This window comes from uncultured Roseovarius sp., from assembly GCF_913054395.1.
Taxonomy (GTDB): Bacteria; Pseudomonadota; Alphaproteobacteria; order Rhodobacterales; family Rhodobacteraceae; genus Roseovarius.
On the sequence record NZ_CAJXIP010000051.1, the window covers coordinates 1 to 22,411 of the forward strand.

A 22,411-nucleotide genomic window follows, 5' to 3' on the forward strand; every position below is an offset into this window, starting at 1 on the left:
AGTCTTTCCCTTTTCTTATCTAAAAATTTAATATTGGTGGCTACCGAAGAGCAAGCAAGGGCTACTACTGATGTCACCAATTCAATCACAAGAATCTCCGATCAAGGCGAACTTACAAAGCAGCAGTTAGAGTCCATGGTTGGAAGCTCTCAGCAAGTTGCACAAATTGCGGGAAATCAGCAAGTTCTACTTCATAAATATGTATTGGTTTAGTCGCTGTTGTCTAAAGAGCAGGTAGTCACTGACCGATAGTGATTGGCGAATGGAATACCATCAGTAAGATTTTTTACAATATAAGCAGTGAACGTAAAGAGCGAATTTTATTGAGTACAACTTTATTCATCAAAAAGTTGTACTCAATATTCCATGAAATTCTCTAGTTTATTTCTGGGTTGATGAGTTGCTTGTAGTAAAATTTTTGAAAGGTTGGCGTAACATTTTATCTAACCTTTGCTCACTACGATCTGTTATCTCAGGAACGCCAATAATGACACCATCATGCCCAAGTTTTGGTTGCGCTCGATAGGTGCGAAAGATTACATCCCAAATAGATAAGAAGAACCCGAAGTTCGAGTGCGTCTCTTTGACAATGATGGAGTGATGAACACGGTGCATGTCAGGCGTGACAAGCAGCCGCCGCATCACCCCATCAAGCCAGAGCGGCAGGCGGATATTGGCGTGGTTGAACATGGCGGTTCCATTCAGGATGATTTCGAACAGGACAATACCGATGGCGGGGGGGCCCAGAAGATAGACAAGCCCGATCTTGAGCAGCATGGAAAAGGCGATTTCAACCGGGTGAAACCGGATCGCGGTCGTCACGTCGAAGTCGCGGTCGGCATGGTGGACCCGGTGAAAGCGCCACAGAAGCGGGATCTTGTGGGTGATCACATGTTGCGTCCAGATTGCGAAATCAAAGATCAGCACCGTTGCGACGACCGTCGCCCAGAGCGGCAGCTCGACCGCATTCATCACGCCCCATCCCTCTGTCTGGGCATCCAGTGCCGCGCCCACGGCCAGAAGCGGCAGGGCGAGGGCCAGAAGGCGCAGGGCCAGCATGTCGAGAATGATGATCGCCCAGTTGGTGAACCAGCGGGTGCTGCGCGGTTGGGTGCGGGCGCGCCGCGGCGCAAGTGCCTCGATCACCGCAAAAAGGGCAAAGAGACCCGCGAACACAGACAGGCGGATAAGGGCATGGTTTTCCATACTCTGAAATCTAACGTAAATGCGCCCCCGCACAAGGTCGGGGTGCGCAATGACGCAGTTGTGAGAGGCCTAGCGCGCGCGGATGAGCGAGCCGGCACCGTGCTCGGTGAACAGTTCCAGCAGCGTGGCATTGGGCGCGCGCCCGTCAAGGATGACCACGGCGCGCACGCCGCCCGCAATCGCGGCAAGCGCGGTTTCGGTCTTGGGGATCATGCCCCCGGCAATGACCCCGTCTGCGGTCATCTGGCGAATTTGCCCCGGTGTAAGCTCGGTCACGACATGCCCCTCGGCGTCGCGCACCCCGTCGATATCGGTCAACAGCAAGAGCCGGTCCGCCTTGAGCGCGGCGGCGATGGCACCTGCGGCGGTATCTCCGTTGATGTTGTAGGTCTCGCCATTGCGGCCCGCGCCCAGCGGTGCAATTACCGGGATCGCATCGTCGTTGAACAGCGTATGAAGAAAATCGATATTGATCTCGGTCGGGTCGCCGACGAGGCCAAGATCGGGGCTGGCGGGATCGCAGGTGATCATGCCGGCATCCTTGCCCGACAGGCCGACCGCCTTGCCGCCCTGGGCGTTGATCGCCTGAACGATGCGTTTGTTGACCCGGCCGGAGAGCACCATTTCGACCACTTCCATCGTCGCCTCATCGGTGATGCGCTTGCCGTTGACGAACTCGGATTTGATATCGAGCTTGTCCAGCATCTGGTTGATCATCGGCCCGCCGCCATGCACGATCACCGGGTTCACGCCGACCTGTTGCATCAGAACGACGTCGCGCGCGAAGGTATCCATCGCCTCGTCGCTGCCCATGGCGTGACCGCCAAGCTTGATGACGACAATCGCATCCGTATAGCGCTGCAGATAGGGCAGGGCCTCTGACAGGGTGCGGGCGGTGGCGATCCAATCGCGATTCATATCTCTTGTCTTCATTTTGTTGTCCCCTGGTACATACGGTTATCCCCGCAAGTCAGGGCGCATGCAAGTGCCCGCGCACGGGCGCTATTCCAGCGTGGCGATGGTGGCGCGCAGGGTGGCGATCCCTTCACCTTTTTCGCTGGAGGTCAGGATAAGTTCGGGAAAAGCCGCCGGATGCGGGGCCAGGCGGCTGCGCACCTGTGTCAAAAGCGCGTCGCGGTCACGGTCCTTGATCTTGTCGGTCTTGGTCAGAACGCATTGAAAGGTCACTGCGGCGCTGTCGAGCAGACTCATGATCTCTTCGTCGACCGGCTTGATGCCGTGGCGGGCATCGACCAGGACAAACGCCCGGCGCAGGGTCTGGCGCCCCGACAGGTACTGCTTGAGCAGGGCCTGCCATTTCTGCACCACCGCAACCGGCGCATTGGCAAAGCCATAGCCGGGCAAATCGACAAGATAGTGGCTCTCGCCCATGGTGAAATAGTTGATTTCCTGGGTCCGGCCGGGGGTGTTCGAGGCCCGCGCAAGCGCCTTGCGCCCGGTCAGCGCATTGATCAGCGTCGATTTCCCGACGTTTGAACGCCCGGCAAAGCAGACCTCAAGCCGGTCGGCAGGGGGCAGGCCGGACATATCGACCACGCCCTTGAGAAAGTCGATCTCGCCGGCAAACATCTTGCGGCCAAGTTCCGATGTTGCGTGATCGGGTTCGTCTGCAATGGGAAAGGGAAGCTGCTGCATCATAGCACCTGAAGGCTGTCGCCCACGGTGATCCGGCCCGTGGTCGTGACCTCGGCATAAATGCCAAAGTTCTGATGATCCCAATGCGCGTTGAGCGCCGCCAGCGTATCCAGATCACGCAGGCCGGTTTTGGGGTTCGCGGTTGTGGCAAGGCAGCGCTTTATCGGTTCCCTGACCGTAAGTTCTGCGGTGCCGATCCGAAGGGTTTTGCCGATCCAGTCAAATTCCTGCCAGGGCTCCAGCCCATCAAGGTGAAGATTGCACCGCCAGCGCAGGGCAGAGATGTCTGTCGCGCCCATCTTGTCGGCCAGATCGGCGTTTGACGCCAGGTTGAGCAGGCTGACCGAGGGGTAATCGGTATCGGTCACGCCGCGCCCTTCAAGCTTGAAAAGGCGGGCAGGCTGTGCGCGGTCGGCATCCACCAGCGGGCGCACCCACGTCAGAAACCTGTCCTGCTCCTGGTCGGGATCAAAGGCGAGGTCGGGGCGGTCGGGGTGGCTCAGGGTCACCACACCGGTTGCCTCGTCGCAAGTGGCGTTGATCGCCATCAGTGCGGCGGTTTTCGACCCGCGCGAGAAATTGACGCAAGGGCCCCATGTGCCATCCGTAAGCCTGGCTGCTTCATGGGCCACGCCCCAGCGGCGATCCCACGGCATCGCCTGACCCTTTGTCAGGGTCACGGTAGTCAGCGCCTCACGCCCATGCGATTTGATGGGGTGGCGCCATATGGCGCTGACCGTTGCCATTACTTTTTCTGATCCGGCTCGGCCTTGGCCCCACCGCGCTTGAAGCTTGAGAGGATATTGCCAAACACGTCCGGCTTATACCCCTGGCTTCGCATGATCAGGTACTGCTGGGCAAAGGTGATCGTGTTGTTCGCGATCCAGTAGATCACGAGCCCGCTGGCAAAGCTGCCGAGCATGAACATGAAGACCCAGGGCATCCAGGCAAAGATCATCTTTTGCGTCGGATCGGTGGGCGCCGGGTTCAGCTTTTGCTGAAGCCACATCGACACACCAAGGCAGAGCGGCAGGATGCCGATGAAGATCAGCGCAAGCACCGAGCCGGGCTCTGGTGTGCCCCAAGGCAGAATACCCCAGAGGTTATAAAGCGACGAGGTATCGGGTGCCGAAAGGTCCTTAATCCAGCCGATCCAGGGCGCATGGCGCAGTTCCAGCGTGACGAAGATCACCTTGTAGAGCGAAAAAAAGATCGGGATCTGCAAGAGGATCGGCAAACAGCCCGAGGCCGGGTTGACCTTTTCCTTCTTGTAGAGCGCCATCATCTCTTTTTGCAGGGCCTGACGGTCGTCGCCTGCGGTCTCCTTGATCTTCTCCATCTGCGGCTGAAGCTCTTTCATCTTCGCCATGGAGACATAGGATTTATAGGCCAGCGGCAGCACAAGCGCCTTGATCAGCAGGGTCAGCCCGATGATTGCCCAGCCCATGTTGCCGATCACGGCGTTGAGCCAGTGCAGCACGGAAAAGATCGGCTTGGTCAGGAAAAAGAACCAGCCCCAGTCGATCGAATCAACAAAGCGGTCAACGCCTTCCTCGTCCTGATATTGCTTGATCGTCGCCCATTCCTTGGCGCCGGCAAACAGGCGCGAATCTGCCGTTACGGTTTCGCCCGGCGCGACGGTGCGGGTCGCAAGCACGGTTTCGGTCTGGTAAATCCCGCGCTGCGGGTCGAATTTGCTGACGGCCTTATAGGGCATGCCAGGGTTCGGAATCAGCGTGGCCATCCAATAGTGGTCGGTAAAGCCGATCCAGCCGCCTTCGGCGACCTGCGTCACCTTGGCGGGGGCCCCTTCGCGGGGGTTAAACGTGTATTCCTCGACATCCGAGTAGTCGATTTCGCTCAACTCGCCATCGGACAGGGCGATAAGGCCTTCGTGCAGGATGAAGAATTTCTTGATATCTGCCGGAATGCCGTGACGCGCGAGAATGCCATAGGGCGCAAGGCTGACCGGGGCGGCGCCGGTGTTTTCAACCGATTGGCGGACCGAGAACATGAAATCCTCGTCAACGCTCAGCTCGCGGAGGAATTTCAGGCCCGCGCCATTGTCCCAGCTCAGGGTGATCGGGCTGTCGGGTGTCAGGGTTTCGCCGTTTTGCACGGTCCAGATCGTGTTGGCGCCGGGAACGCTCTCGCCAGTAAGGCCGGCGCCGGGGGCCCAGCCATAAAGCGCGTAATAGGGTTCATCGCTGCCGACCGGGGCCAGCAGGCTGACGATGTCAGACTCGGGTTCGATGGTTTCGCGATAGTTTTTCAGGAACAGCTCGTCAATGCGCCCGCCCTGAAGGGAAATCGAGCCTTGCAGGCTTGGCGTGTCGATGGTCAGACGCGGCGCACTGGCCTCGGCAACGACGGTTTCGGTGCTGGCGGCCTCGGCCGTGGCGACATCGCTGGCGCCTGCCACCGGGGCGGTGGTGTCCTGGCTGGCGGTCGGGACCGGCGCATTCGGATCGACTGGGGGTGTTTCCGGTGGCGGAAACATCACGAACCACACCAGAATAACAATGAAACTGAGCGCAGTCGCAAGGATTAGGTTCTTGTTTTGATCATCCATGACCACTGCCCACTTCGTTGTTGCATGTCAGTGGCGGTTCAACAGAGTGCGGATCAAAAGGTCAAGCGGAATCCGGGTTTTCAGCGGCATGCGCGGGGATTCAGCGCAGGTATCAGCCCACAATCCGGCCAATGACGGGTGGAGGGTGCACCTTTGCCTGATGTGCGCTGATCCAATCGGGGGTTTCATCAAGCGGCATGGGCCGGGCAATGCCATAGCCCTGAACATGATCGCAGCCAAGCTGTGAGAGAATCGTATGCTCGCCCGCGCTTTCGACGCCTTCGGCCAGAGTTTCAAGGCCAAGACGCTCGGCCATCGACAGAATCGCCGAAATCATGCGTTGCTGTTCAATATCGCGGTCAACCTTCATCACAAAGGACCGGTCGATCTTGAGGCGATTGACGGGAAAGCGGCGGATCGACGAGATCGAGGCATGGCCGGTGCCGAAATCGTCCAGATCGATCAGGCAGCCCATTTCGGCCAGTGCATTTATATTGCGCGTGATGGCATCATCAGGAGAGGTGGCGATCACAGTTTCCAGAATCTCGACCGCGAGGCGTTTGGGGGCAATGTTGCAGCGGTCCAGTTCCCATTCTATTTTTTTGGCCAACTGTGGATTGCGCAACTCTTCAGGCGAGAAATTCACCCCGACATGGGGAATGTCAAATCCGATGGTATCCCAGGTCTGAATCGCCCTGAGGGCATTGCGCAGCGTCGCGTCCCCGAGTTGTTCCAGCCGCCCGGTGAAGGCCAGCACCGGCAGGAACTCCGCCGGCAGCATAAGGCCTGCGCGCGGATGAACCCAACGGGCCAGCGCCTCAAAGCCGCTGATCTGCCCGGTGTCGGTTGAAATCTGTGGTTGAAACCAGCTTACGAACTGGTCGGTCTCAAAGGCTTTCTCCAATTCATCGGCGACCCGGTGGGGGGCGGCGGCAGGCATGCCGCTGCTATAGGCGCGCACTTTTGACGGACCCTGGCGCAAGGCGTTGTCAAGCGCGGTGAGGGTGGCGTCCAACAAGGCTTTGCCGGGGTCGTTGGGGGCATGCCCATCAAGACAAAGCCCAACCGATACCGAGATATATGCTGTTGTATTGCCGAGGGAAATCGGTTCCTGAACCGTGGATTGCAGGCGTTCGGCGAGTTCAAGGGCCGGTTCAAGGCCTAATTGGCGCACCGGGGCCAGCAGAACCCCGATCCGGCCATTCGAGAGATCAAAAAGCTGGTCCGAACTGCGCAGCGCGCGTGCCAGCCGGTTGTGACAGGAAGAGATGATCAGGTTGGTCGTGGCACGACCGTATCGATTCAACAGCGTATCGAAATCGTCGATCTGAACGGCCATGCATGCCGTTCGAAGCGATTTTTTCCGTGCCCTTTTCACAGCGCGTTCGACTTCCTCGCGCATCTGGCCGATGTCGCCAGTATCGGGCCCTGCGCGGTTCGTGGGGTCGCCGGGGTGAAACGCAAGCAATATCAAGGGGGCCGTCAAGAAAAGCGCGGCGGCGCCAAGCCAGTAGGCTGCCAGAACAGAGGCGGCTACGAAGGCCAGCGACTGTGGCCCGCGCGCGGCCTGCGATACTCCGATTTTTACGTTCCGAAACAGGGTTTTAAAATACGTATGCATCGCCGATCCTGACCATTTTCAGATCAGCCTAGCGCCCATCGGTTAACGAAGCTTGGGAACCGCCTCGGGATTTGCGTCAACTTTTATCGAGTTGGTCTCGAGCCCGGAAAAATCAAACAGCTTGGGATCAAGAAGATGCGAGGGCCGGGCATTCATCAGGGCGCGGAACATCACCTGACGGCGGCCGGGCGAATTGGCCTCCCACCCGTCAAGGATCTGCTTGACCTGCTGGCGTTGCAACCCGTCCTGCGACCCGCAGAGATCGCAGGGAATGATCGGATAGTTCATGGCGCGGGCAAAGCGGTCACAATCGGCCTCGGCCACATGCGCCAGCGGGCGATAGAGGAACAGATCGCCTTCTTCGTTGACCAGTTTCGGCGGCATGGTCGCAAGTCGCCCGCCGTGAAAGAGGTTCATGAAAAACGTTTCCAGGATATCGTCGCGGTGATGGCCGAGAACGACCGCCGAACAGCCCTCTTCGCGGGCGATTCGATAAAGGTTGCCGCGCCGCAACCGCGAACACAGCGCGCAGAAGGTGCGCCCCTCGGGCACCTTGTCCATGACGATGGAATAGGTGTCCTGATACTCGATCCGGTGGGGGACCTGCATGCGTTCCAGGAATTCGGGCAGGACGGTCGCCGGAAAGCCGGGCTGGCCCTGATCAAGGTTGCAGGCCAACAGGTCGACAGGCAGCAAACCGCGCCATTTCAGCTCGTAGAGCACGGCCAGAAGGGTATAGCTGTCCTTGCCGCCCGACAGGCAGACAAGCCACTTGGGTGTTTGCCCGCCTTTGGCGTGACGTGCGCCCGGTTCGATCATGCCGTATTGCTCGATCGCCTCGCGCGTATACCGCACGATCCGCTTGCGCAGCTTTTTGAACTCGGTGCTTGAGGGCGCCCCGGCAAACAGCGGATGGATATCGTCATTGTCATCAAGCATGGGGCGGCTTTAGTGGCTTTGACGCGATCCGGCAAGAGCGTTGCGAAGGCGGTTTCCCCATACTTTGCGGGCCTAGCTTGCCCCGGTGCCGTCAATCAGGGCCTGAAGGAGCGCCTTGGCGCTATCGGAATCCCAATGGGCATCGCCTTGCAGGCGGGCGATCTCGCGGCCCTCGGGGTCGATGATCAGGGTGATCGGCAGGCCGAAGATACCCATTTGCCGCGCCAGCTCGCTTTTGGGATCGCGGTGCAGCGGAAGGTTTTCGACGCCGATTTCGTCAAAGAACTTTTTCATTGCCGTGGGGGCGTTGCGGCCCGTGGCGATGGTCACGACCTTGAAACTTTTGCCGCCCATGGCGGTTTGCAGGTTCGACAGCGTCGGCATTTCCACCCGGCAGGGCGCGCACCAAGTGGCCCAGAAGTTCAGCAGGATGTATTGGCCGCGATAATCGGCCAGCGTGCCGGTGCCACCTTCGCCGCGTTCAAAGGCGATTTCGGGAACGGTTTGCGGGGCGCTGTGGAAATTCAGCTTTTTCATGTCGCCGTCGCGCAGGGCCTCAAGGGTCGCGGTTGTCGGTGCTTCGGCAAAGCTGGTGTTTGCACCAAGCGCGAGGGCCATATAAAGGACGATCTGACGAATGATTTTCATAAATCCCTCCGAAGGGCGTGTACGATGACTGACAAGACCTCGAACCAGATGTGGGGCGGCCGCTTTGCCGCCGGACCTGATGCGATCATGGAAGCAATTAATGCTTCGATCGGATTCGACAAGCGCATGGCCGCACAGGATATTGCCGGTTCAAGGGCCCATGCCGCGATGTTGGCGGCCACGGGCATTGTCAGTGATAGTGATGCAAGCGCGATGAGGGAAGGCCTTCTCACGGTCTTGTCAGAAATCGAGGGCGGAACATTCGAGTTCTCGACCGCGCTTGAGGATATCCACATGAATGTCGAGGCCCGCCTGAAGGATCTGATCGGCGAACCCGCCGGGCGGTTGCACACGGGCCGCTCGCGCAATGATCAGGTGGCGACGGATTTCAGACTCTGGGTGCGTGATCAGCTTGACGCAGTGGCGGGTGCGCTTGAGGCGCTGATCCGCGCCCTTTTGACCCAGGCCGAGGCGGGCGCCGATTGGGTCATGCCGGGGTTCACCCATTTGCAGGTGGCCCAGCCGGTGACATGGGGGCATCACATGATGGCCTATGTCGAGATGTTCGGTCGCGATCTTGGCCGGGTGCGCGATGCGCGCGCACGAATGAACGAATGCCCCCTGGGGGCGGCGGCGCTGGCGGGAACCAGCTTTCCGATTGATCGCGAGATGACGGCGCGCGAGCTTGGCTTTGACCGGCCGTCGGCGAATTCGCTTGATGCGGTGAGCGATCGGGATTTCGCGCTGGAATTCCTGGGCGCGGCCAGCATCAGTGCCATGCACCTGAGCCGGATGGCCGAGGAGCTGGTGATCTGGTCCAGCGCGCAGTTCCGCTTTGTGGTGCTGTCGGACCGGTTTTCAACCGGGTCAAGCATCATGCCGCAAAAGAAAAACCCCGATGCCGCCGAATTGATCCGCGCCAAGGTGGGCCGTGTTTTCGGGGCCAATGTGGCCCTGATGATGGTGATGAAGGGGCTGCCGCTGGCCTATTCCAAGGACATGCAGGAAGACAAGGAACAGGTGTTTGACGCCGCCGACAACCTGATGCTTGCCCTCGCCGCGATGGAGGGCATGGTCAAGGATATGGCCGCCAACCGCCCGAGCCTTGAAGTGGCCGCAGGCAGCGGGTTCAGCACCGCCACCGATCTGGCGGATTGGCTTGTTCGGGTGCTGGACATGCCGTTTCGCGATGCGCATCACGTTACCGGCAGCCTTGTGGCGATGGCCGAGGGCAAGGGCTGTGATCTTCCGGACCTTAGCCTTGAGGATATGCAATCGGTGCATGGAGAAATCAACGCATCGGTTTATGATGTGCTTGGGGTGCACAATTCGGTGGCCTCGCGGCAAAGTTATGGCGGCACGGCCCCGGTGCGGGTGCGCGAACAGATTGCCCGCTGGAAAGAGAGGTTGGGATGACACGGTTATTCGGTGTGGCGCTTGCGCTTTTGGCGCTGGCGGGATGCGGTGTTGAAGGCGAACCGTTGCGGCCCAAGCTGAATACCACCCTGAAGGCAGGCAGCAGCGGTCATTCCTCGGTCGGAGTTGGCGTTGGCGTTGATGTGGGCAATGTGAGCATCGGCACCAACGGCAATAATGTGAGCGTCGGCATGGGACTTGATCTTTGAGGTGGCTGTTTCTGGCGCTGGCCATTTGGGGGGCCATCCATCCGATGATCTATTTCCTGCAGTGGTTTGGGCAAAATGGCTATGACCTCATGGGGATGGTCGAGGCCTGGCATGCGAATGCGGCCTCGAGCGGGCTTGTCTGGGATCTGACGATTGCGGCGATTGCCCTGACGGTCTGGATTTTGGGCGAGGTTGTCAGGCGGCGCATGTGGCTTGGGCTTGTTGCCATCCCGGCGATATTCTGCATCGGTGTCAGTTGCGGTTTGCCGCTCTATCTGTTCTTGCGGGCACGACCCGGCGGGCAGGGCGGAATTTGAGTATTTTTGGAAAGATGAAAGTCAGTCGTTGGTCCGGTGAACAGGGGCGCGGCGGGCGGCACTTGGGGTAGGTCGATGGATCATTTTCTTTACAAGGACGGCGCGCTTTTTGCCGAGGATGTGCCGGTGGCAGAGATCGCGGCCGCCGTCGGCACGCCGTTCTATTGCTATTCGACGGCCACATTGGAACGGCATTTCCGGCTGTTTGACGAGGCCCTGGCCGGGATGGACCATCTTGTGTGCTATGCCATGAAGGCGGCCAGCAATCAGGCGATTCTCAAGACGCTTGCGGCCTTGGGGGCCGGGATGGATGTGGTGTCGGGCGGGGAATATGCACGCGCGCGGGCCGCCGGTGTGCCCGGCGAGCGGATCGTGTTTTCGGGTGTCGGAAAAACCCGCGACGAGATGCGCATGGCGCTTACCGGGGGCATCCGGCAATTCAACGTCGAAAGCGAGCCCGAGATGGTGGCGCTGAATGCCGTGGCGCTTGAGCTTGGGGTGAAGGCGCCGATCACCGTGCGCGTCAACCCTGATGTCGATGCCAAGACCCATGCCAAGATTGCCACCGGCAAGTCCGAGAACAAGTTCGGCATTCCGATTTCCCGTGCCCGTGCCGTTTACGCCGAAGCCGCCGCGATGCCGGGGCTGGAGGTGATCGGCATCGACGTGCATATCGGCAGCCAGTTGACCGAGCTTGAACCCTTCCGTCAGGCCTATGAGAAGGTGGCGGAGCTGACCGAGGTGCTGCGCGGTGACGGGCATGATATCCGGCGGCTTGATCTGGGCGGCGGATTGGGGATCCCCTATACCCGAAGCAATGAGGCACCGCCCCTGCCGACCGATTATGGCCGGTTGATCAAGGAAACGCTGGGCCATCTTGGCTGTGAGATCGAGATCGAGCCGGGCCGCCTTGTGGTCGGCAATGCCGGTATTCTGGTCAGTGGCGTGATCTATGTGAAATCCGGCGAGGGGCGCGATTTCCTGATCCTCGACGCGGCGATGAACGATCTTATCCGCCCGGCGATGTATGACGCGCATCACGATATCGTACCGCTGATCGAGCCTGCGGTGGGGGTTGAGCCGGTGCCTTATGACGTCGTCGGCCCGGTGTGCGAATCGGGGGATACCTTTGCCAAGGGGCGGATGCTTGCGCCGCTTGAAGGCGGCGATCTGGTGGCGTTTCGCAGTGCCGGCGCTTACGGCGCGGTGATGTCGAGCGAGTATAATACGCGTCCCCTGATCCCCGAGGTTCTGGTTCATGGGCATGAATTTGCCGTCATTCGGCACAGACCGACCTTTGACGAGATCATAAATCGAGATACCATTCCCGAATGGCTCTGACGCGATTGGCGCGTCGGGCCGAGGAATGGTGCGACGCATGCCCGAGACGCAAAACCCCCTGAAGCCGGTTCTGGCCCGGCTGCGACGGCCCCTTAGCCTGACGTGGGCGGGGTTGATCGCGGAACGGCTGGTGCGGGCGTTTTGGCCGGTCTGGAGCATTGTGGCGGCGGGGGCGGCGATGGTCATGCTTGGCCTTCAGGATCTCGCGTCGGTCGAGGTTGTCTGGTCGGTGCTTGTGCTGGGCGGTCTGGCGCTTGTGGTTTTCGCGGTGCTGGGCGCGCTGCGGTTCCGCTTTCCGCGCCGGGCCGAGGCCCTGGCGCGGCTTGATGCGGCCCTGCCCGGTCGACCCCTCGCTGCCCTGGCGGATGCGCAGGCGGTGGGCGCGGGTGATCCCGGATCACAGGCCCTGTGGCGCGCGCATCAGGCGCGCATGGCGGAGCGCGCGGCCATGGCCCGTGCGGTCGAACCCGATCTGAGGTTGTCGCGGCAAGACCCGTTCGGGCTGCGCTATATCGCGCTTTTGGGCCTTGTGATGGCGTTACTGTTCGGCTCGGTCTGGCGCGCCGGATCAATGGCGCAGATGGTGCCGGGCGGCGGCAAGGGCGCGGCCCTGGCCAGCGGCCCCACATGGGAGGGCTGGGTCGAGCCACCCGCCTATACCGGCCTGCCAAGCCTTTACCTGAGTGATCAGAACGAGGTCTTGCGCGCGCCGATCGGAAGCCGCATCACGCTTCGCTTTTATGGCGAGGTCGGCGCGCTGAGCCTTGCCGAAACCGTGTCGAACCGGACCGAGAACATCGGGGCCGCGACCGATAGCGAGCATCGCTTCGAGGTTCGTAAAAGCGGCGAATTGCGCGTTGACGGACCCGGCGGGCGCCACTGGCAGGTTGAGGCCATGCCCGATACCGCGCCGATGGTCGAGCTTTCGCAAGCAGGCGCCAAGACCACCTTTGACGGCCAGATGAGCCAGCCGTTTCAGGCCAGCGACGATTATGGCGTGACCGGCGGCAAGGCGGTTTTCGCGCTCGATCTCGCACAGGTTGACCGCCGTCATGGCCTTGCCGTCGAGCCGGAACGGCGCGCCCCGATCGAGCTTGACCTGCCGATGCCGATCTCGGGCGATCGAACGGAGTTTGACGAGACCCTGATCGAGAACCTGTCAGAGCACCCTTGGGCGCATCTGCCGGTGCTGCTTGATGTGCGGGTCGAAGACGCGATTGGCCAGCAGGGCATGGCCGAGCCGATGCAGATGACGCTTCCGGCGCGGCGGTTTTTCAATCCGCTGGCGGCGGCGGTGATCGAACAGCGCCGCGATCTTCTGTGGTCGCGCCAGAATGCCATGCGCGTGGTGCAGGTGTTGCGCGCGGTGTCCTATAAACCGGGGCCGAAGCTGTTTCGCTCCGAGGCGGCCTATCTGCGGATGCGGGTGATCCTGCGCCGGCTTGAGGCGATGACGGCAACCGGCGGGCTTGACGACAATGAGCGCGACGAGATTGCTCAGGCGCTCTGGGATCTGGGCGTGCTGCTTGAGGATGGCGATGTCGGTGACGCATTGGAGCGGATGCGTGCGGCGCAGGAACGCCTGAGCGAGGCGATGAAGAATAACGCCAGTGACGAGGAAATTGCCCGCCTGATGCAGGAATTGCGCGATGCCACGCAGGATTACCTGCGCCAGAAGATGCAACAGGCACAGCGTGAAAACCCCGAACAGGGCGATCAGCAAAGTGCCGAGAACACCATGCAGATGACCCAGCAGGATCTGCAGGACATGATGGACCGCATTCAGGAGTTGATGGAACAGGGCCGCATGGCCGAGGCACAGCAGGCGCTGGAGGAATTCCAGCAGATGATGGAAAACATGCAGGTTACCCAAGGCCAATCCGGCCAGTCGCCGGGGCAAGAGGCGATGGAGGGGCTGGCCGATACGCTGCGCCAGCAACAGGGCCTGTCGGATCAGGCGTTCCGCGATTTGCAGGAACAGTTCAACCCCGGCGCCCAATCGGGCCAGTCTCAGGGCAACGAGGGCCGCAACGGCGGTGAGGGCCGCGGCCAGAGCCATGACGGCCAACAGGGACAGGGCGGCGGTCAGGGCGGCGAGCAACCCGGCCAGCAGGGCGGTGGCGACCAGGACCGGCCGGGCGAAGGCCAGGCCGGATCGCTGGCGGATCGTCAAGAGGCGCTGCGCCAGGAACTTGAACGCCAGAGCCAGGGCCTGCCGCAACTTGGCGGCGAGGCCGCAGAGGCCGCGCGCGAGGCGCTGGAGCGGGCCGGGCGTGCCATGGAAGGGGCCGAAGAGGCCCTGCGCAATGACGATCTGGCCGAGGCCATCGACAATCAGGCCGAGGCGATGGATGCACTGCGCGAGGGCATGCGCAACATGGGCGAGGCGATGGCCGAACAGCAAAACCCGGGCGGGCAGGGCGAAGCCTTTGGGCAGGCGGGTCAGCGGCAGTCCGACCCGCTTGGCCGCAATCCCGGTCAGGGTCGCCAGGCCGGTACGCAGGATGATCTGTTGCAGGGCGAGGATGTCTATCGCCGCGCGCGCGAACTGCTTGATGAAATCCGCCGCCGCTCTGGCGAGGGCGCGCGCCCGGATGTGGAACTCGACTATCTCAGGCGGTTGCTGGATCGGTTCTGAAACGACGGCATGTTCCGCCTTTGAAACGCAAGCGGCTACGCAGGGGCATGCGCGGTAAATTGCTGGCCGGTCCACTCAATGGGGGGCAAGTTTGGTCGCCTTGTCGGTTTGTCCCGGTCCACGCTGATGAATAGCATGTCCTGTGGCCGCCGCTTTCAGGTCCTTGCGGGATAATATCCCGGCAAAACCCGGATCATCCGCCGGTGCTGGGGGCGGACATACCCGCAAGCCATGTGGTCGCCATTGTGATCAGCTCGTTCAGCCCGAGCCGCGCGAGGTTGACCATCTCCACGAATGTCTTAAGCGGCGCTTCGGCGCTCGGCAGCATTTGGGCGATCTGCGGGGCAAAGACATAGGCCAGTGTGCCCAGAACGAAGATCACGACGGCCAGGCGAAATCCGGTGCCAAAGCCACCACGACGAACCGGCGCAGACATGTCTTCGGGGATCGGGGCCGCCACCGGTTCGTCGCGGTCATTGGCCGAGGTAAGCGAGGAATTGATTTCCTCGATATCGGGCAGAAGGTTGCGCCGCGAAGAGGGGTCGATGTCGGCGTGGATATCCACGTCCGATGCGGTTGCGCCTTCGGGCTCTGGTGTGCCACCGCGCAGCCGCTCCATCCGGGCGCGGGCCTGTTGGCTGCGCTCGTCAGAGGCCATCGGGGGATCGCTCAACCCAAGATCGGGCTGGGTTTCAAGGCCGGTCGCGCTTTCGCTGGCGCGCGCCTTTTGTTCGTGCTCGGCCTCTTGCCGCAGGATGTCGGCCACGCCCGGATCAACCCTGCGCCCGGTCGGCGCGGTCTGGGGGACGGGAGCGGGCTCTTGCGGCTGGTCGTGCCCGTCGTCGTTTGGGGCTTCGGTGCTCTCTGCCAGGGGGGGCTCTTCCTCGGGTGCCATGGGCTCTGACGGTGCGGGCGCCTTTTGGGGCTGTTCCCAAGTGTGCGACGTTGCCTTTTCGTCCTCGCCAGAGGGCGTGGCGGCACTTGGGTGCTGCTGAAACCACGTGTCGCCACAATTCGAGCATTGCACATCCCGGCCACCGGTCGGGATAACCTCATCGGGCACTTCATATTGCGCCCCGCAATTTGGGCAAACTAGCCGCATTCTGCCACCTGTAACCTGCCGCCGTTATCCGGCCCCTATCGTTGACAGGTATCATAGGTGGTTCTTGGCCTTGGGAAAAGAGCAAAGGAATTCAATGCAAGCATCATTGCACATGTGTGACCTCTGAGGCATTTAGGGGCTGTGTAAAGTAAGGGGACAGCCGTGATCGAGCTGGAGAATGTAGCCTATAGCTATGGCGGGGGCGAATTGCTTGGCGATGTCTCGCTAAGCCTGAGCCCGGGATCGTTTCATTTTCTGACCGGGCCGTCGGGGGCGGGCAAGACGACCTTGCTAAAGCTTTGCTATGGTGCGCTTGTGCCGACCTCGGGACAGGTTCGGCTTTTTGGCCAGGACCGGCGCGCGATGGAACGGGACGATATCGCCATGGCGCGCCGTCGCATCGGCGTTGTGCATCAGGATTGCAAGTTTCTCGATCATCTGAGCGTGTCGGACAATATCGCCCTGCCCCTGATGGTGTCGGGGCGGGATCTGTTGAACGAGGCGGCCAACCTCAAGGAACTCACCGGCTGGGTCGGGCTGCGCGAACGCGCCGGGGCCTTGCCGCCGGAATTGTCGGGCGGCGAGCGCCAGCGTGCCGCCCTTGCCCGCGCGGTGATCATGTCGCCCGATGTGGTGCTGGCGGACGAGCCTACAGGCAATGTTGACTGGGAAATGTCACAGCGCCTGCTGCGCCTGTTGATCGAGCTTAACCGCATGGGCAAGACGATCATGATCGCGACCCATGATCTTGCGCTTATCCGCGCCGCCAAAAGCCAGGTTCAGGCGCGGGTGTTGCGGATCGCGTCGCGGCGGTTGCATTTGGCGGGGGCGGACCTTTGAAGCTTGATCTGTCGCCCGTAACCGAATTCCTGCTGGCCGATGCCCAGGCTGACCGGGTTGTGCCGCCGACCGGATTTACCGCATGGCTGACGCTGTTCAGCGCGGCGGCGATGGGGTTTCTGGCGGTGTTTGCCTTGGCGCTGTCGCTGGCCACGGGGCGGCTTGCCGATCGTTGGGGAAACGAGCTTGCGCGCAGTTCGACAATCCGGATTTCCGCGCCTGAGGGGCAGATGGCCGCCCAGACCGAGGCCGCCCTGCGCCTGCTTGAGACAACCGCCGGTGTGGCCAGTGCGCGCGCTTTGAGTGCCGAGGAAGAAGCGGCGCTTTTGGCGCCGTGGTTCGGGCCGGACCTGCCGATTGACCAGCTTCCCATTCCCCAGTTGATCGAGGTGGTCGAAGACGGGGCCGGATTTGACGCCGAGGGCCTGCGCCTGCGGCTTGCGGCAGAGGTGCCGGGGGCGGTGCTTGATGATCACACCCGCTGGCGCCAACCGCTTGTGCGGGCTGCCGAACGGCTTCGCCTGCTCGGGTGGCTGTCGCTTGTGCTGATCGGGGGGGCAATGGCGGCAATGATCACGCTGGCGGCCAATGCGGCGCTGGCGGCCAACAGCCAACTGATCAGTGTGCTGCGCCTTGTCGGCGCGCGCGACATCTTCATCGCCCGCGCCTTTGTGCGCCGCTTTACCCTGCGCGGCCTTGGCGGGGCGGCGTTCGGGGTGCTTCTTGGGGTGCTGGCGGTCATGCTTTTGCCCGGTGCACAGGCCGAGGGCGGGTTTCTGACCGGGCTTGGCTTTCAGGGCTGGCATTGGCTCTGGCCGTTCGCGATCCCGCCGCTGGCCGCCGTGGTTGCCTTCTTCGCCACCCGAACAGCAGCGCATAAAACGCTAAAGGATATGCCATGAGATATGCCGTGCAATGGCTGCGCTCACTGATCTTTGTCGGGCAGATGTATCTGATGCTGCCGGTGATCGGCCTGCTTTACACACCGGCGGCCATTATCAGCCGCAAAGGCGCATTGGCCGGGTGCAAGGCCTATTGCCTCTGGGTGCGCTGGACCGCCGGGTGGATGGTGAACCTGCGCACCGAGGTGCGCGGCACGCCGCCCGAGGGCCAGGTTCTGATCGCCTCCAAGCATCAGTCGTTTCTGGATATTCTGCTGATTTTCAGCGAATTGCCCGCCGGGCGGTTCATCATGAAACGCGAAATCCTCTGGGCGCCGGTGATCGGACTTTATGGCATGCGGATCGGCTGTGTTGCGGTCAACCGTGGCAAACGCGGGGCGGCGATCAAGAAGATGGTTCAGGATGTCGCGCGCGGCTCGCAAAAGCCCGGACAGCTGATCATTTACGCCCAGGGCACCCGCGTGGCCCCCGGTGTCAAGGCGCCCTACAAGATTGGCGTCGGCGTGCTTTACGAGCAGATGGGCGTGACCTGCGTCCCCGCAGCCACGAATGTGGGGGTGTTCTGGCCGAAGCGGGGCATTTACCGCAAGCCGGGGCTGGCCGTGGTCGAATTTCTGGAGCCGATTCAAGCGGGCCTTGGCAAAGAGGCCTTCATGGAACGTCTTGAGGATGAGGTTGAAACGGCCTCTGATGCGCTGATGCGCGAGGCGGGTTTCGATCCCGAGGCAAGACGCTGATTGGTCGTAATCGCCCGCAGATTTCCACAATGTGCCCATATGGTTATCGTATTTTCTCGTAATATGAGAGCTGATAGATGATCGTGTGAAAGGTCGAGGCACATGGAATACCTGACGGATCTGCTGCAACTTTACCTCGCTTATGGCCTGCATTTTCTGGGTATGCTGTTTCGTCCGGACGAGCGAATTTTCATCCTTTACCTGGTATCGTCGCTGATTTTTGCCTTTGCGGTCTACAAGTACAGGACCTGGCAGAATCAGGAGAACGTCGAAGCCGGGCGCGCGCGCGGGTTCCTTGCCTTCCTGTTTCCGAAACGGGTCTGGGCGCATCCCTCGGCATGGCTCGATGTACGCTATTTCGTATTTCACAAGATGATCGGGCACTTTCTGCTTTTCGGACTCGCCGCCGGCTGTACGGCCTGGGGGTATGCCCTGGTGACAGGCGGCGGAAACCTGGCAGAGATGGCGCGCCGCGGCGATGAAGAGGCAAGTATGGCCGTCGCTGTGTTCTATATGTTCGCCTTTTTCATCGTGTCGGATTTGCTGGCCTATGCCATCCACTATCTGCAACACCGGGTGCCGATCCTGTGGGAGTTTCATAAGGTTCACCACAGTTCCGAGGTGATGCACCCTCTGTCGAATTTCCGTGAGCATCCGGTCGATAACCTGAGCTATATGGTGCTTGTCGGTGGAGGCAACGGCGTGTTCATGGGCCTGGCGGGGCAATTCCTTGGCTATTTGCCCAGCATGCCGTCGGTGTTGGGTGTGCCGCTGTTGATGTTCCTGTTCAATGTGATGGGCTATAACCTCAGGCATTCGCATGTCTGGCTGCGCTGGCGCGGGAACTGGTCCAAGGTGATCCCCTCGCCCGCCCATCACCACGTGCATCACAGCTGTCACCCCGATCATCTTGACAAGAATTTCGCCTTCATGTTCCCGGTGTGGGACGTGTTGTTCGGCACCTATGAAATGCCCGAGACCAACAAGGACGTGAAATTCGGGGTGTTTGGCATGGAAGAGAACGACATGGACAGTTGCGCCAAGCTATATTTCATGCCGTTTAAAAAGGCCTTTCGCCGCCTGCGTTCAAAGGACACATCGGCCGATGGCGAGAGCGTGCTTCCGCCCGGCTGATCAGGTCGCGGGGCGGCGGGGCATGTGTTGACAGATGTCCGACGGAAGACCGTGAACTCGATTGGATCCCAACAGGCGCTCCAAGGGGGCAATAGAAATACCCGCAGCGCATGATGTTACAAGGGCCAGGATCATTATGATCCTGGCCCGTCTTGCGCCATACATTGGCATTTAGCGTATAATCTGGTTACGCGTGAATGGCCCCGTCGCCGCAGGCGAGGGCGGCTTCGCGCACCGCCTCGGAATAGGTCGGGTGGGCGTGACAGGTCAGCGCCAGATCCTGCGCGCTTGCGCCGAATTCCATCGCAACGCAGACCTCGTGGATCAGGTCGCCCGCGCCGGGCCCGATGATATGCGCGCCAAGGATGCGATCGGTTTCCTTGTCGGCGAGGATCTTGACGAAACCGTCCCCGGCAAAGACCGCCTTGGCGCGGCCATTGCCCATGAACGAGAATTTGCCGACCTTATAGGCGCGCCCCGCCTCTTTCAGGGTTTGTTCGGTCTCGCCGACATTGGCCACCTCGGGGTGGGTGTAGATCACGCCGGGGATGACGCCATAGTTCACATGGCCATGTTTGCCCGCCAGAACCTCGGCGCAGGCCATGCCCTCATCCTCGGCCTTATGGGCGAGCATCGGGCCGGCGATCGCGTCGCCGATGGCGTAGATGCCCTTGACGCTTGTCTGCCAGTGGTCATCGGTCTTGATCTGGCCGCGATCGGTCATCTCGACGCCGAGATCCGCAAGGCCAAGCCCGTCAGTATAGGGTTTGCGCCCGGTTGCCAGAAGCACGATGTCGGCGTCGATGGTTTCTTCCTTTTCGGTCTTGCGCAGCTTGTAGGTGACCTTGGCCTTGGTCTTGAGCGTCTCGACCGATTGGACGGCGGCACCCATGACAAAGTTGAGCCCCTGCTTTTTCAGCATGCGCTGGAAGGTTTTCTGCACTTCGGCATCCATGCCCGGGGTGATCGCGTCAAGGTATTCGACGACCGTGACCTGCGCGCCGAGGCGGGCATAGACCGAACCCATTTCAAGGCCGATCACGCCGGCACCGATCACCACCAGCGATTTCGGAATCTTGCCAAGCTCAAGCGCGCCAGTCGAGGTGACGACGATTTTCTCATCGACCTCGACACCGGGCAGGGAAGAGGGCACAGAGCCGGAGGCAACGATAATGTTCCTGGCCTCGTGGATTTCTTCACCGACCTTGACGCGGCCCGCCTCGGGGATCGAGCCCCACCCCTTGAGCCAGTCGATCTTGTTTTTCTTGAACAGGAATTCGATGCCCTTGGTGTTCTGGGCGATGACGTCATCCTTGTAGGCGAGCATCTGTTTCCAGTCGACCGAGGGGGATTTGCCCTTGAGGCCCATGGCGGCAAAGTTGTGCTCTGCCTCGTGCAGCATATGGCTGGCGTGCAGCAATGCCTTGGAGGGGATGCAGCCAACGTTAAGACAGGTGCCGCCAAGGGTGTTGCGCCCCTCGACCACGGCGGTTTTCAGGCCCAGTTGCGCACAGCGGATGGCGGCGACATAGCCGCCGGGGCCTGCGCCGATAATGATCACGTCATAGTTTGCCATTGGGTATCCTTTTCGTTGCAGGAGTCATTAGGGGCGCTGCCCCTCTGGCCCGTTCCGGGCCATTCACCCCGGAGTATTTGGCCAAGAAGAAGATCATAGAAGCGCCGCCACAAGCATCAGTGTGGTCGCGAAGAACCCCACGGCCCAGATCAGCGAGCGCCAGGGGCGCAGGCCAAGATAATAGGCCGGGATATACGCGATGCGCGCACCGAGATAGGCAAAGGCGCAGGCGGCGGTGAAGGGCGAAGTGATCTTGGTGAAGGTGATCACGATCACGGCGATTGTGAAGAGGATCAGCCCCTCGAAATGGTTGTTGAGCGCGCGTTGCAGGCGGGCGGTCTTGACCGAGAGTTCCCGCGAGGGCGGCCGGTCGCGCGCGGAGCTGGTATAGCCGGGGCCAAGTTCAAGGTTCGCGGGAATCGCGAAGAGGATGTATTGGACCACTTGCAGAAGCGCGGCGAGGGTGAGGGCGGTGAGTTCGGGGGTCATGGTTGCACCACGCGGCCGTTTTCGCAACGCCGCGTCCCCGAGGTGAACAACGCGATCATGACATGCCTCCTGATGGCTGCCGCCGGATGGGGGTGCTGTTTCGTGGTATCACGGATCGTCCTCGCCTGTGCCATCGGTTCGGTTTCCGCGCTTGTGCCACAAGACGATTAGGAACGGCGGGAGCCATCCCAACGCGACAAAGGCCACGAGACCCTTGCCGCGTGCATTGAGCGAGTCCAGCCCGGACGCCACGAGCAAAACGCCGAGAGCGACGGCGGTGGCGGCCCATATCCAGAGCCATACCTTGACCGGGCGCGTCTCGATCAACTCGACGATCCCGGCCAGAAAGGCGCCGGCCCCCGGGGATTTTCCGGTCGGCCTGCCCATCACCGCTCTGCCGGTCTGGTGGTCTCTGCGTGAGCGGCCATTACAAATCCATCAGCAACCGGCGCGGGTCTTCGAGCGCTTCCTTGACACGCACGAGGAAGGTCACGGCGCCTTTGCCGTCGACGATGCGGTGGTCATAGGACAGCGCCAGATACATCATCGGGCGGATTTCCACCTTGCCGTTGATTGCCATCGGGCGGTCCTGGATCTTGTGCATGCCCAGAATACCGGACTGCGGTGGGTTCAAGATCGGCGAGGACATCAGCGAGCCATAGACGCCGCCGTTGGAGAGCGTGAAGGTGCCGCCCTGCATGTCTGCCATCGAGAGTTTGCCGTCGCGGGCCAGTTTACCCTTGGCAGAGATGGCCTTTTCGATTTCAGCGAACGACATAGCGTCGGCGTCGCGGATGACCGGGACCACCAGGCCAGTTGGGGTGCCGGCGGCAACGCCCATGTTGACGTAGTTTTTGTAGACGATGTCGGTGCCGTCGATCTCAGCGTTGACTTCGGGCACTTCTTTCAGAGCATGGCAGCAGGCCTTGGTGAAGAAGGACATAAAGCCCAGACGTACACCGTGCTTCTTCTCGAACTGATCCTTGTACTGGCTGCGCAGCGCCATGACCTCGCCCATGTCCACCTCGTTATAGGTGGTGAGCATTGCGGCGGTGTTCTGGCTGTCCT

23 protein-coding genes are annotated in these 22,411 nt (G+C 61.1%); 10 read left to right on the forward strand and 13 right to left on the reverse strand.

The window, feature by feature from the left end; all coding sequences use genetic code 11:
* Window positions 1–213: hypothetical protein (locus tag QZ522_RS09035; protein WP_294610075.1), on the forward strand; the 213-nt coding region annotated here is incomplete at its 5' end.
* Between the two features lie 168 nt (window positions 214–381).
* Here QZ522_RS09035 and QZ522_RS09040 read toward each other — a convergent pair.
* The 8 genes from QZ522_RS09040 to QZ522_RS09075 all read right to left on the reverse strand — a co-directional run bounded on the left by QZ522_RS09040 (window position 382) and on the right by QZ522_RS09075 (window position 8,642).
* The gene (locus QZ522_RS09040; RefSeq protein WP_294610077.1) at window positions 382–1,206 is read right to left on the reverse strand and encodes a sterol desaturase family protein; all 825 of its coding nucleotides are present in this window, start codon (window positions 1,204–1,206) and stop codon (window positions 382–384) included.
* A 69-nt stretch (window positions 1,207–1,275) separates the two neighbouring features.
* Window positions 1,276–2,139, reverse strand: a complete 864-nt coding sequence (argB, locus tag QZ522_RS09045; protein WP_294610080.1) for an acetylglutamate kinase — start codon at window positions 2,137–2,139, stop codon at window positions 1,276–1,278.
* Window positions 2,140–2,208: 69 nt separating this feature from the next.
* Window positions 2,209–2,862 (reverse strand): ribosome biogenesis GTP-binding protein YihA/YsxC, encoded by a 654-nt coding sequence (yihA, locus tag QZ522_RS09050; protein ID WP_294610083.1) that lies wholly within the window; start codon window positions 2,860–2,862, stop codon window positions 2,209–2,211.
* Window positions 2,862–3,608 carry an MOSC N-terminal beta barrel domain-containing protein gene (locus QZ522_RS09055; protein WP_294610086.1) on the reverse strand — a complete coding sequence of 249 codons (747 nt, stop codon included), beginning with the start codon at window positions 3,606–3,608 and terminating at the stop codon, window positions 2,862–2,864. The genes yihA and QZ522_RS09055 overlap by 1 nt, the downstream gene beginning before the upstream one ends.
* A complete protein-coding gene (yidC, locus tag QZ522_RS09060; protein ID WP_294610089.1) occupies window positions 3,608–5,434 on the reverse strand; it encodes a membrane protein insertase YidC in 1,827 nt (608 codons plus the stop codon). The genes QZ522_RS09055 and yidC overlap by 1 nt, the downstream gene beginning before the upstream one ends.
* 112 nt (window positions 5,435–5,546) lie before the next feature.
* Window positions 5,547–7,055 carry a bifunctional diguanylate cyclase/phosphodiesterase gene (locus tag QZ522_RS09065; protein WP_294610092.1) on the reverse strand — a complete coding sequence of 503 codons (1,509 nt, stop codon included), beginning with the start codon at window positions 7,053–7,055 and terminating at the stop codon, window positions 5,547–5,549.
* Window positions 7,056–7,097: 42 nt separating this feature from the next.
* Complete coding sequence (gene ttcA, locus QZ522_RS09070; RefSeq protein WP_294610094.1) at window positions 7,098–7,994, reverse strand: tRNA 2-thiocytidine(32) synthetase TtcA; 897 nt, start codon at window positions 7,992–7,994, stop codon at window positions 7,098–7,100.
* 72 nt (window positions 7,995–8,066) lie between these two features.
* Window positions 8,067–8,642, reverse strand: a complete 576-nt coding sequence (locus QZ522_RS09075) for a TlpA disulfide reductase family protein (protein ID WP_294610097.1) — start codon at window positions 8,640–8,642, stop codon at window positions 8,067–8,069.
* Window positions 8,643–8,666: 24 nt separating this feature from the next.
* Here QZ522_RS09075 and argH point away from each other — a divergent pair, with 24 nt between their 5' ends.
* The 5 genes from argH to QZ522_RS09100 all read left to right on the forward strand — a co-directional run bounded on the left by argH (window position 8,667) and on the right by QZ522_RS09100 (window position 14,563).
* Entirely contained in the window at window positions 8,667–10,058 is a 1,392-nt protein-coding gene (gene argH, locus QZ522_RS09080; protein ID WP_294610100.1) for an argininosuccinate lyase, read from the forward strand.
* A complete protein-coding gene (locus QZ522_RS09085; RefSeq protein ID WP_294610102.1) occupies window positions 10,055–10,267 on the forward strand; it encodes an argininosuccinate lyase in 213 nt (70 codons plus the stop codon). The genes argH and QZ522_RS09085 overlap by 4 nt, the downstream gene beginning before the upstream one ends.
* Window positions 10,264–10,584 carry a DUF2834 domain-containing protein gene (locus QZ522_RS09090; RefSeq protein ID WP_294610105.1) on the forward strand — a complete coding sequence of 107 codons (321 nt, stop codon included), beginning with the start codon at window positions 10,264–10,266 and terminating at the stop codon, window positions 10,582–10,584. The genes QZ522_RS09085 and QZ522_RS09090 overlap by 4 nt, the downstream gene beginning before the upstream one ends.
* Before the next feature lie 75 nt (window positions 10,585–10,659).
* On the forward strand, window positions 10,660–11,925 hold the full coding sequence (lysA, locus tag QZ522_RS09095) for a diaminopimelate decarboxylase (RefSeq protein WP_294610108.1): 1,266 nt from the start codon (window positions 10,660–10,662) through the stop codon (window positions 11,923–11,925).
* A gap of 37 nt (window positions 11,926–11,962) precedes the next feature.
* The gene (locus QZ522_RS09100) at window positions 11,963–14,563 is read left to right on the forward strand and encodes a TIGR02302 family protein (protein WP_294610109.1); all 2,601 of its coding nucleotides are present in this window, start codon (window positions 11,963–11,965) and stop codon (window positions 14,561–14,563) included.
* A 193-nt stretch (window positions 14,564–14,756) separates the two neighbouring features.
* Here QZ522_RS09100 and QZ522_RS09105 read toward each other — a convergent pair whose 3' ends face one another.
* Entirely contained in the window at window positions 14,757–15,665 is a 909-nt protein-coding gene (locus QZ522_RS09105; RefSeq protein WP_294610111.1) for a zinc-ribbon domain-containing protein, read from the reverse strand.
* A 162-nt stretch (window positions 15,666–15,827) separates the two neighbouring features.
* On the opposite strand from QZ522_RS09105, the gene QZ522_RS09110 reads away from it, so the two are divergent.
* The 4 genes from QZ522_RS09110 to QZ522_RS09125 all read left to right on the forward strand — a co-directional run bounded on the left by QZ522_RS09110 (window position 15,828) and on the right by QZ522_RS09125 (window position 19,278).
* Entirely contained in the window at window positions 15,828–16,505 is a 678-nt protein-coding gene (locus QZ522_RS09110; RefSeq protein ID WP_294610113.1) for an ATP-binding cassette domain-containing protein, read from the forward strand.
* Complete coding sequence (locus QZ522_RS09115; RefSeq protein WP_294610115.1) at window positions 16,502–17,407, forward strand: FtsX-like permease family protein; 906 nt, start codon at window positions 16,502–16,504, stop codon at window positions 17,405–17,407. Before QZ522_RS09110 ends, QZ522_RS09115 begins: the two co-directional genes overlap by 4 nt.
* Window positions 17,404–18,144, forward strand: coding sequence for a lysophospholipid acyltransferase family protein (locus QZ522_RS09120; protein WP_294610118.1), 741 nt, complete (start codon window positions 17,404–17,406; stop codon window positions 18,142–18,144). The genes QZ522_RS09115 and QZ522_RS09120 overlap by 4 nt, the downstream gene beginning before the upstream one ends.
* Before the next feature lie 102 nt (window positions 18,145–18,246).
* The gene (locus QZ522_RS09125; RefSeq protein WP_294610121.1) at window positions 18,247–19,278 is read left to right on the forward strand and encodes a sterol desaturase family protein; all 1,032 of its coding nucleotides are present in this window, start codon (window positions 18,247–18,249) and stop codon (window positions 19,276–19,278) included.
* 187 nt (window positions 19,279–19,465) lie between these two features.
* Here the strand turns inward: QZ522_RS09125 and lpdA are convergent, their stop codons facing one another.
* From lpdA to sucB, 4 genes are all read right to left on the reverse strand, one after another.
* Window positions 19,466–20,854, reverse strand: coding sequence for a dihydrolipoyl dehydrogenase (gene lpdA, locus QZ522_RS09130; protein ID WP_294610124.1), 1,389 nt, complete (start codon window positions 20,852–20,854; stop codon window positions 19,466–19,468).
* A 93-nt stretch (window positions 20,855–20,947) separates the two neighbouring features.
* The gene (locus QZ522_RS09135) at window positions 20,948–21,343 is read right to left on the reverse strand and encodes an MAPEG family protein (RefSeq protein ID WP_294610127.1); all 396 of its coding nucleotides are present in this window, start codon (window positions 21,341–21,343) and stop codon (window positions 20,948–20,950) included.
* A 108-nt stretch (window positions 21,344–21,451) separates the two neighbouring features.
* Complete coding sequence (locus QZ522_RS09140) at window positions 21,452–21,730, reverse strand: hypothetical protein (RefSeq protein WP_294610130.1); 279 nt, start codon at window positions 21,728–21,730, stop codon at window positions 21,452–21,454.
* Between the two features lie 40 nt (window positions 21,731–21,770).
* The coding region (gene sucB / locus QZ522_RS09145) for a dihydrolipoyllysine-residue succinyltransferase (RefSeq protein WP_294610133.1) at window positions 21,771–22,411 on the reverse strand (641 nt) is incomplete at its 5' end.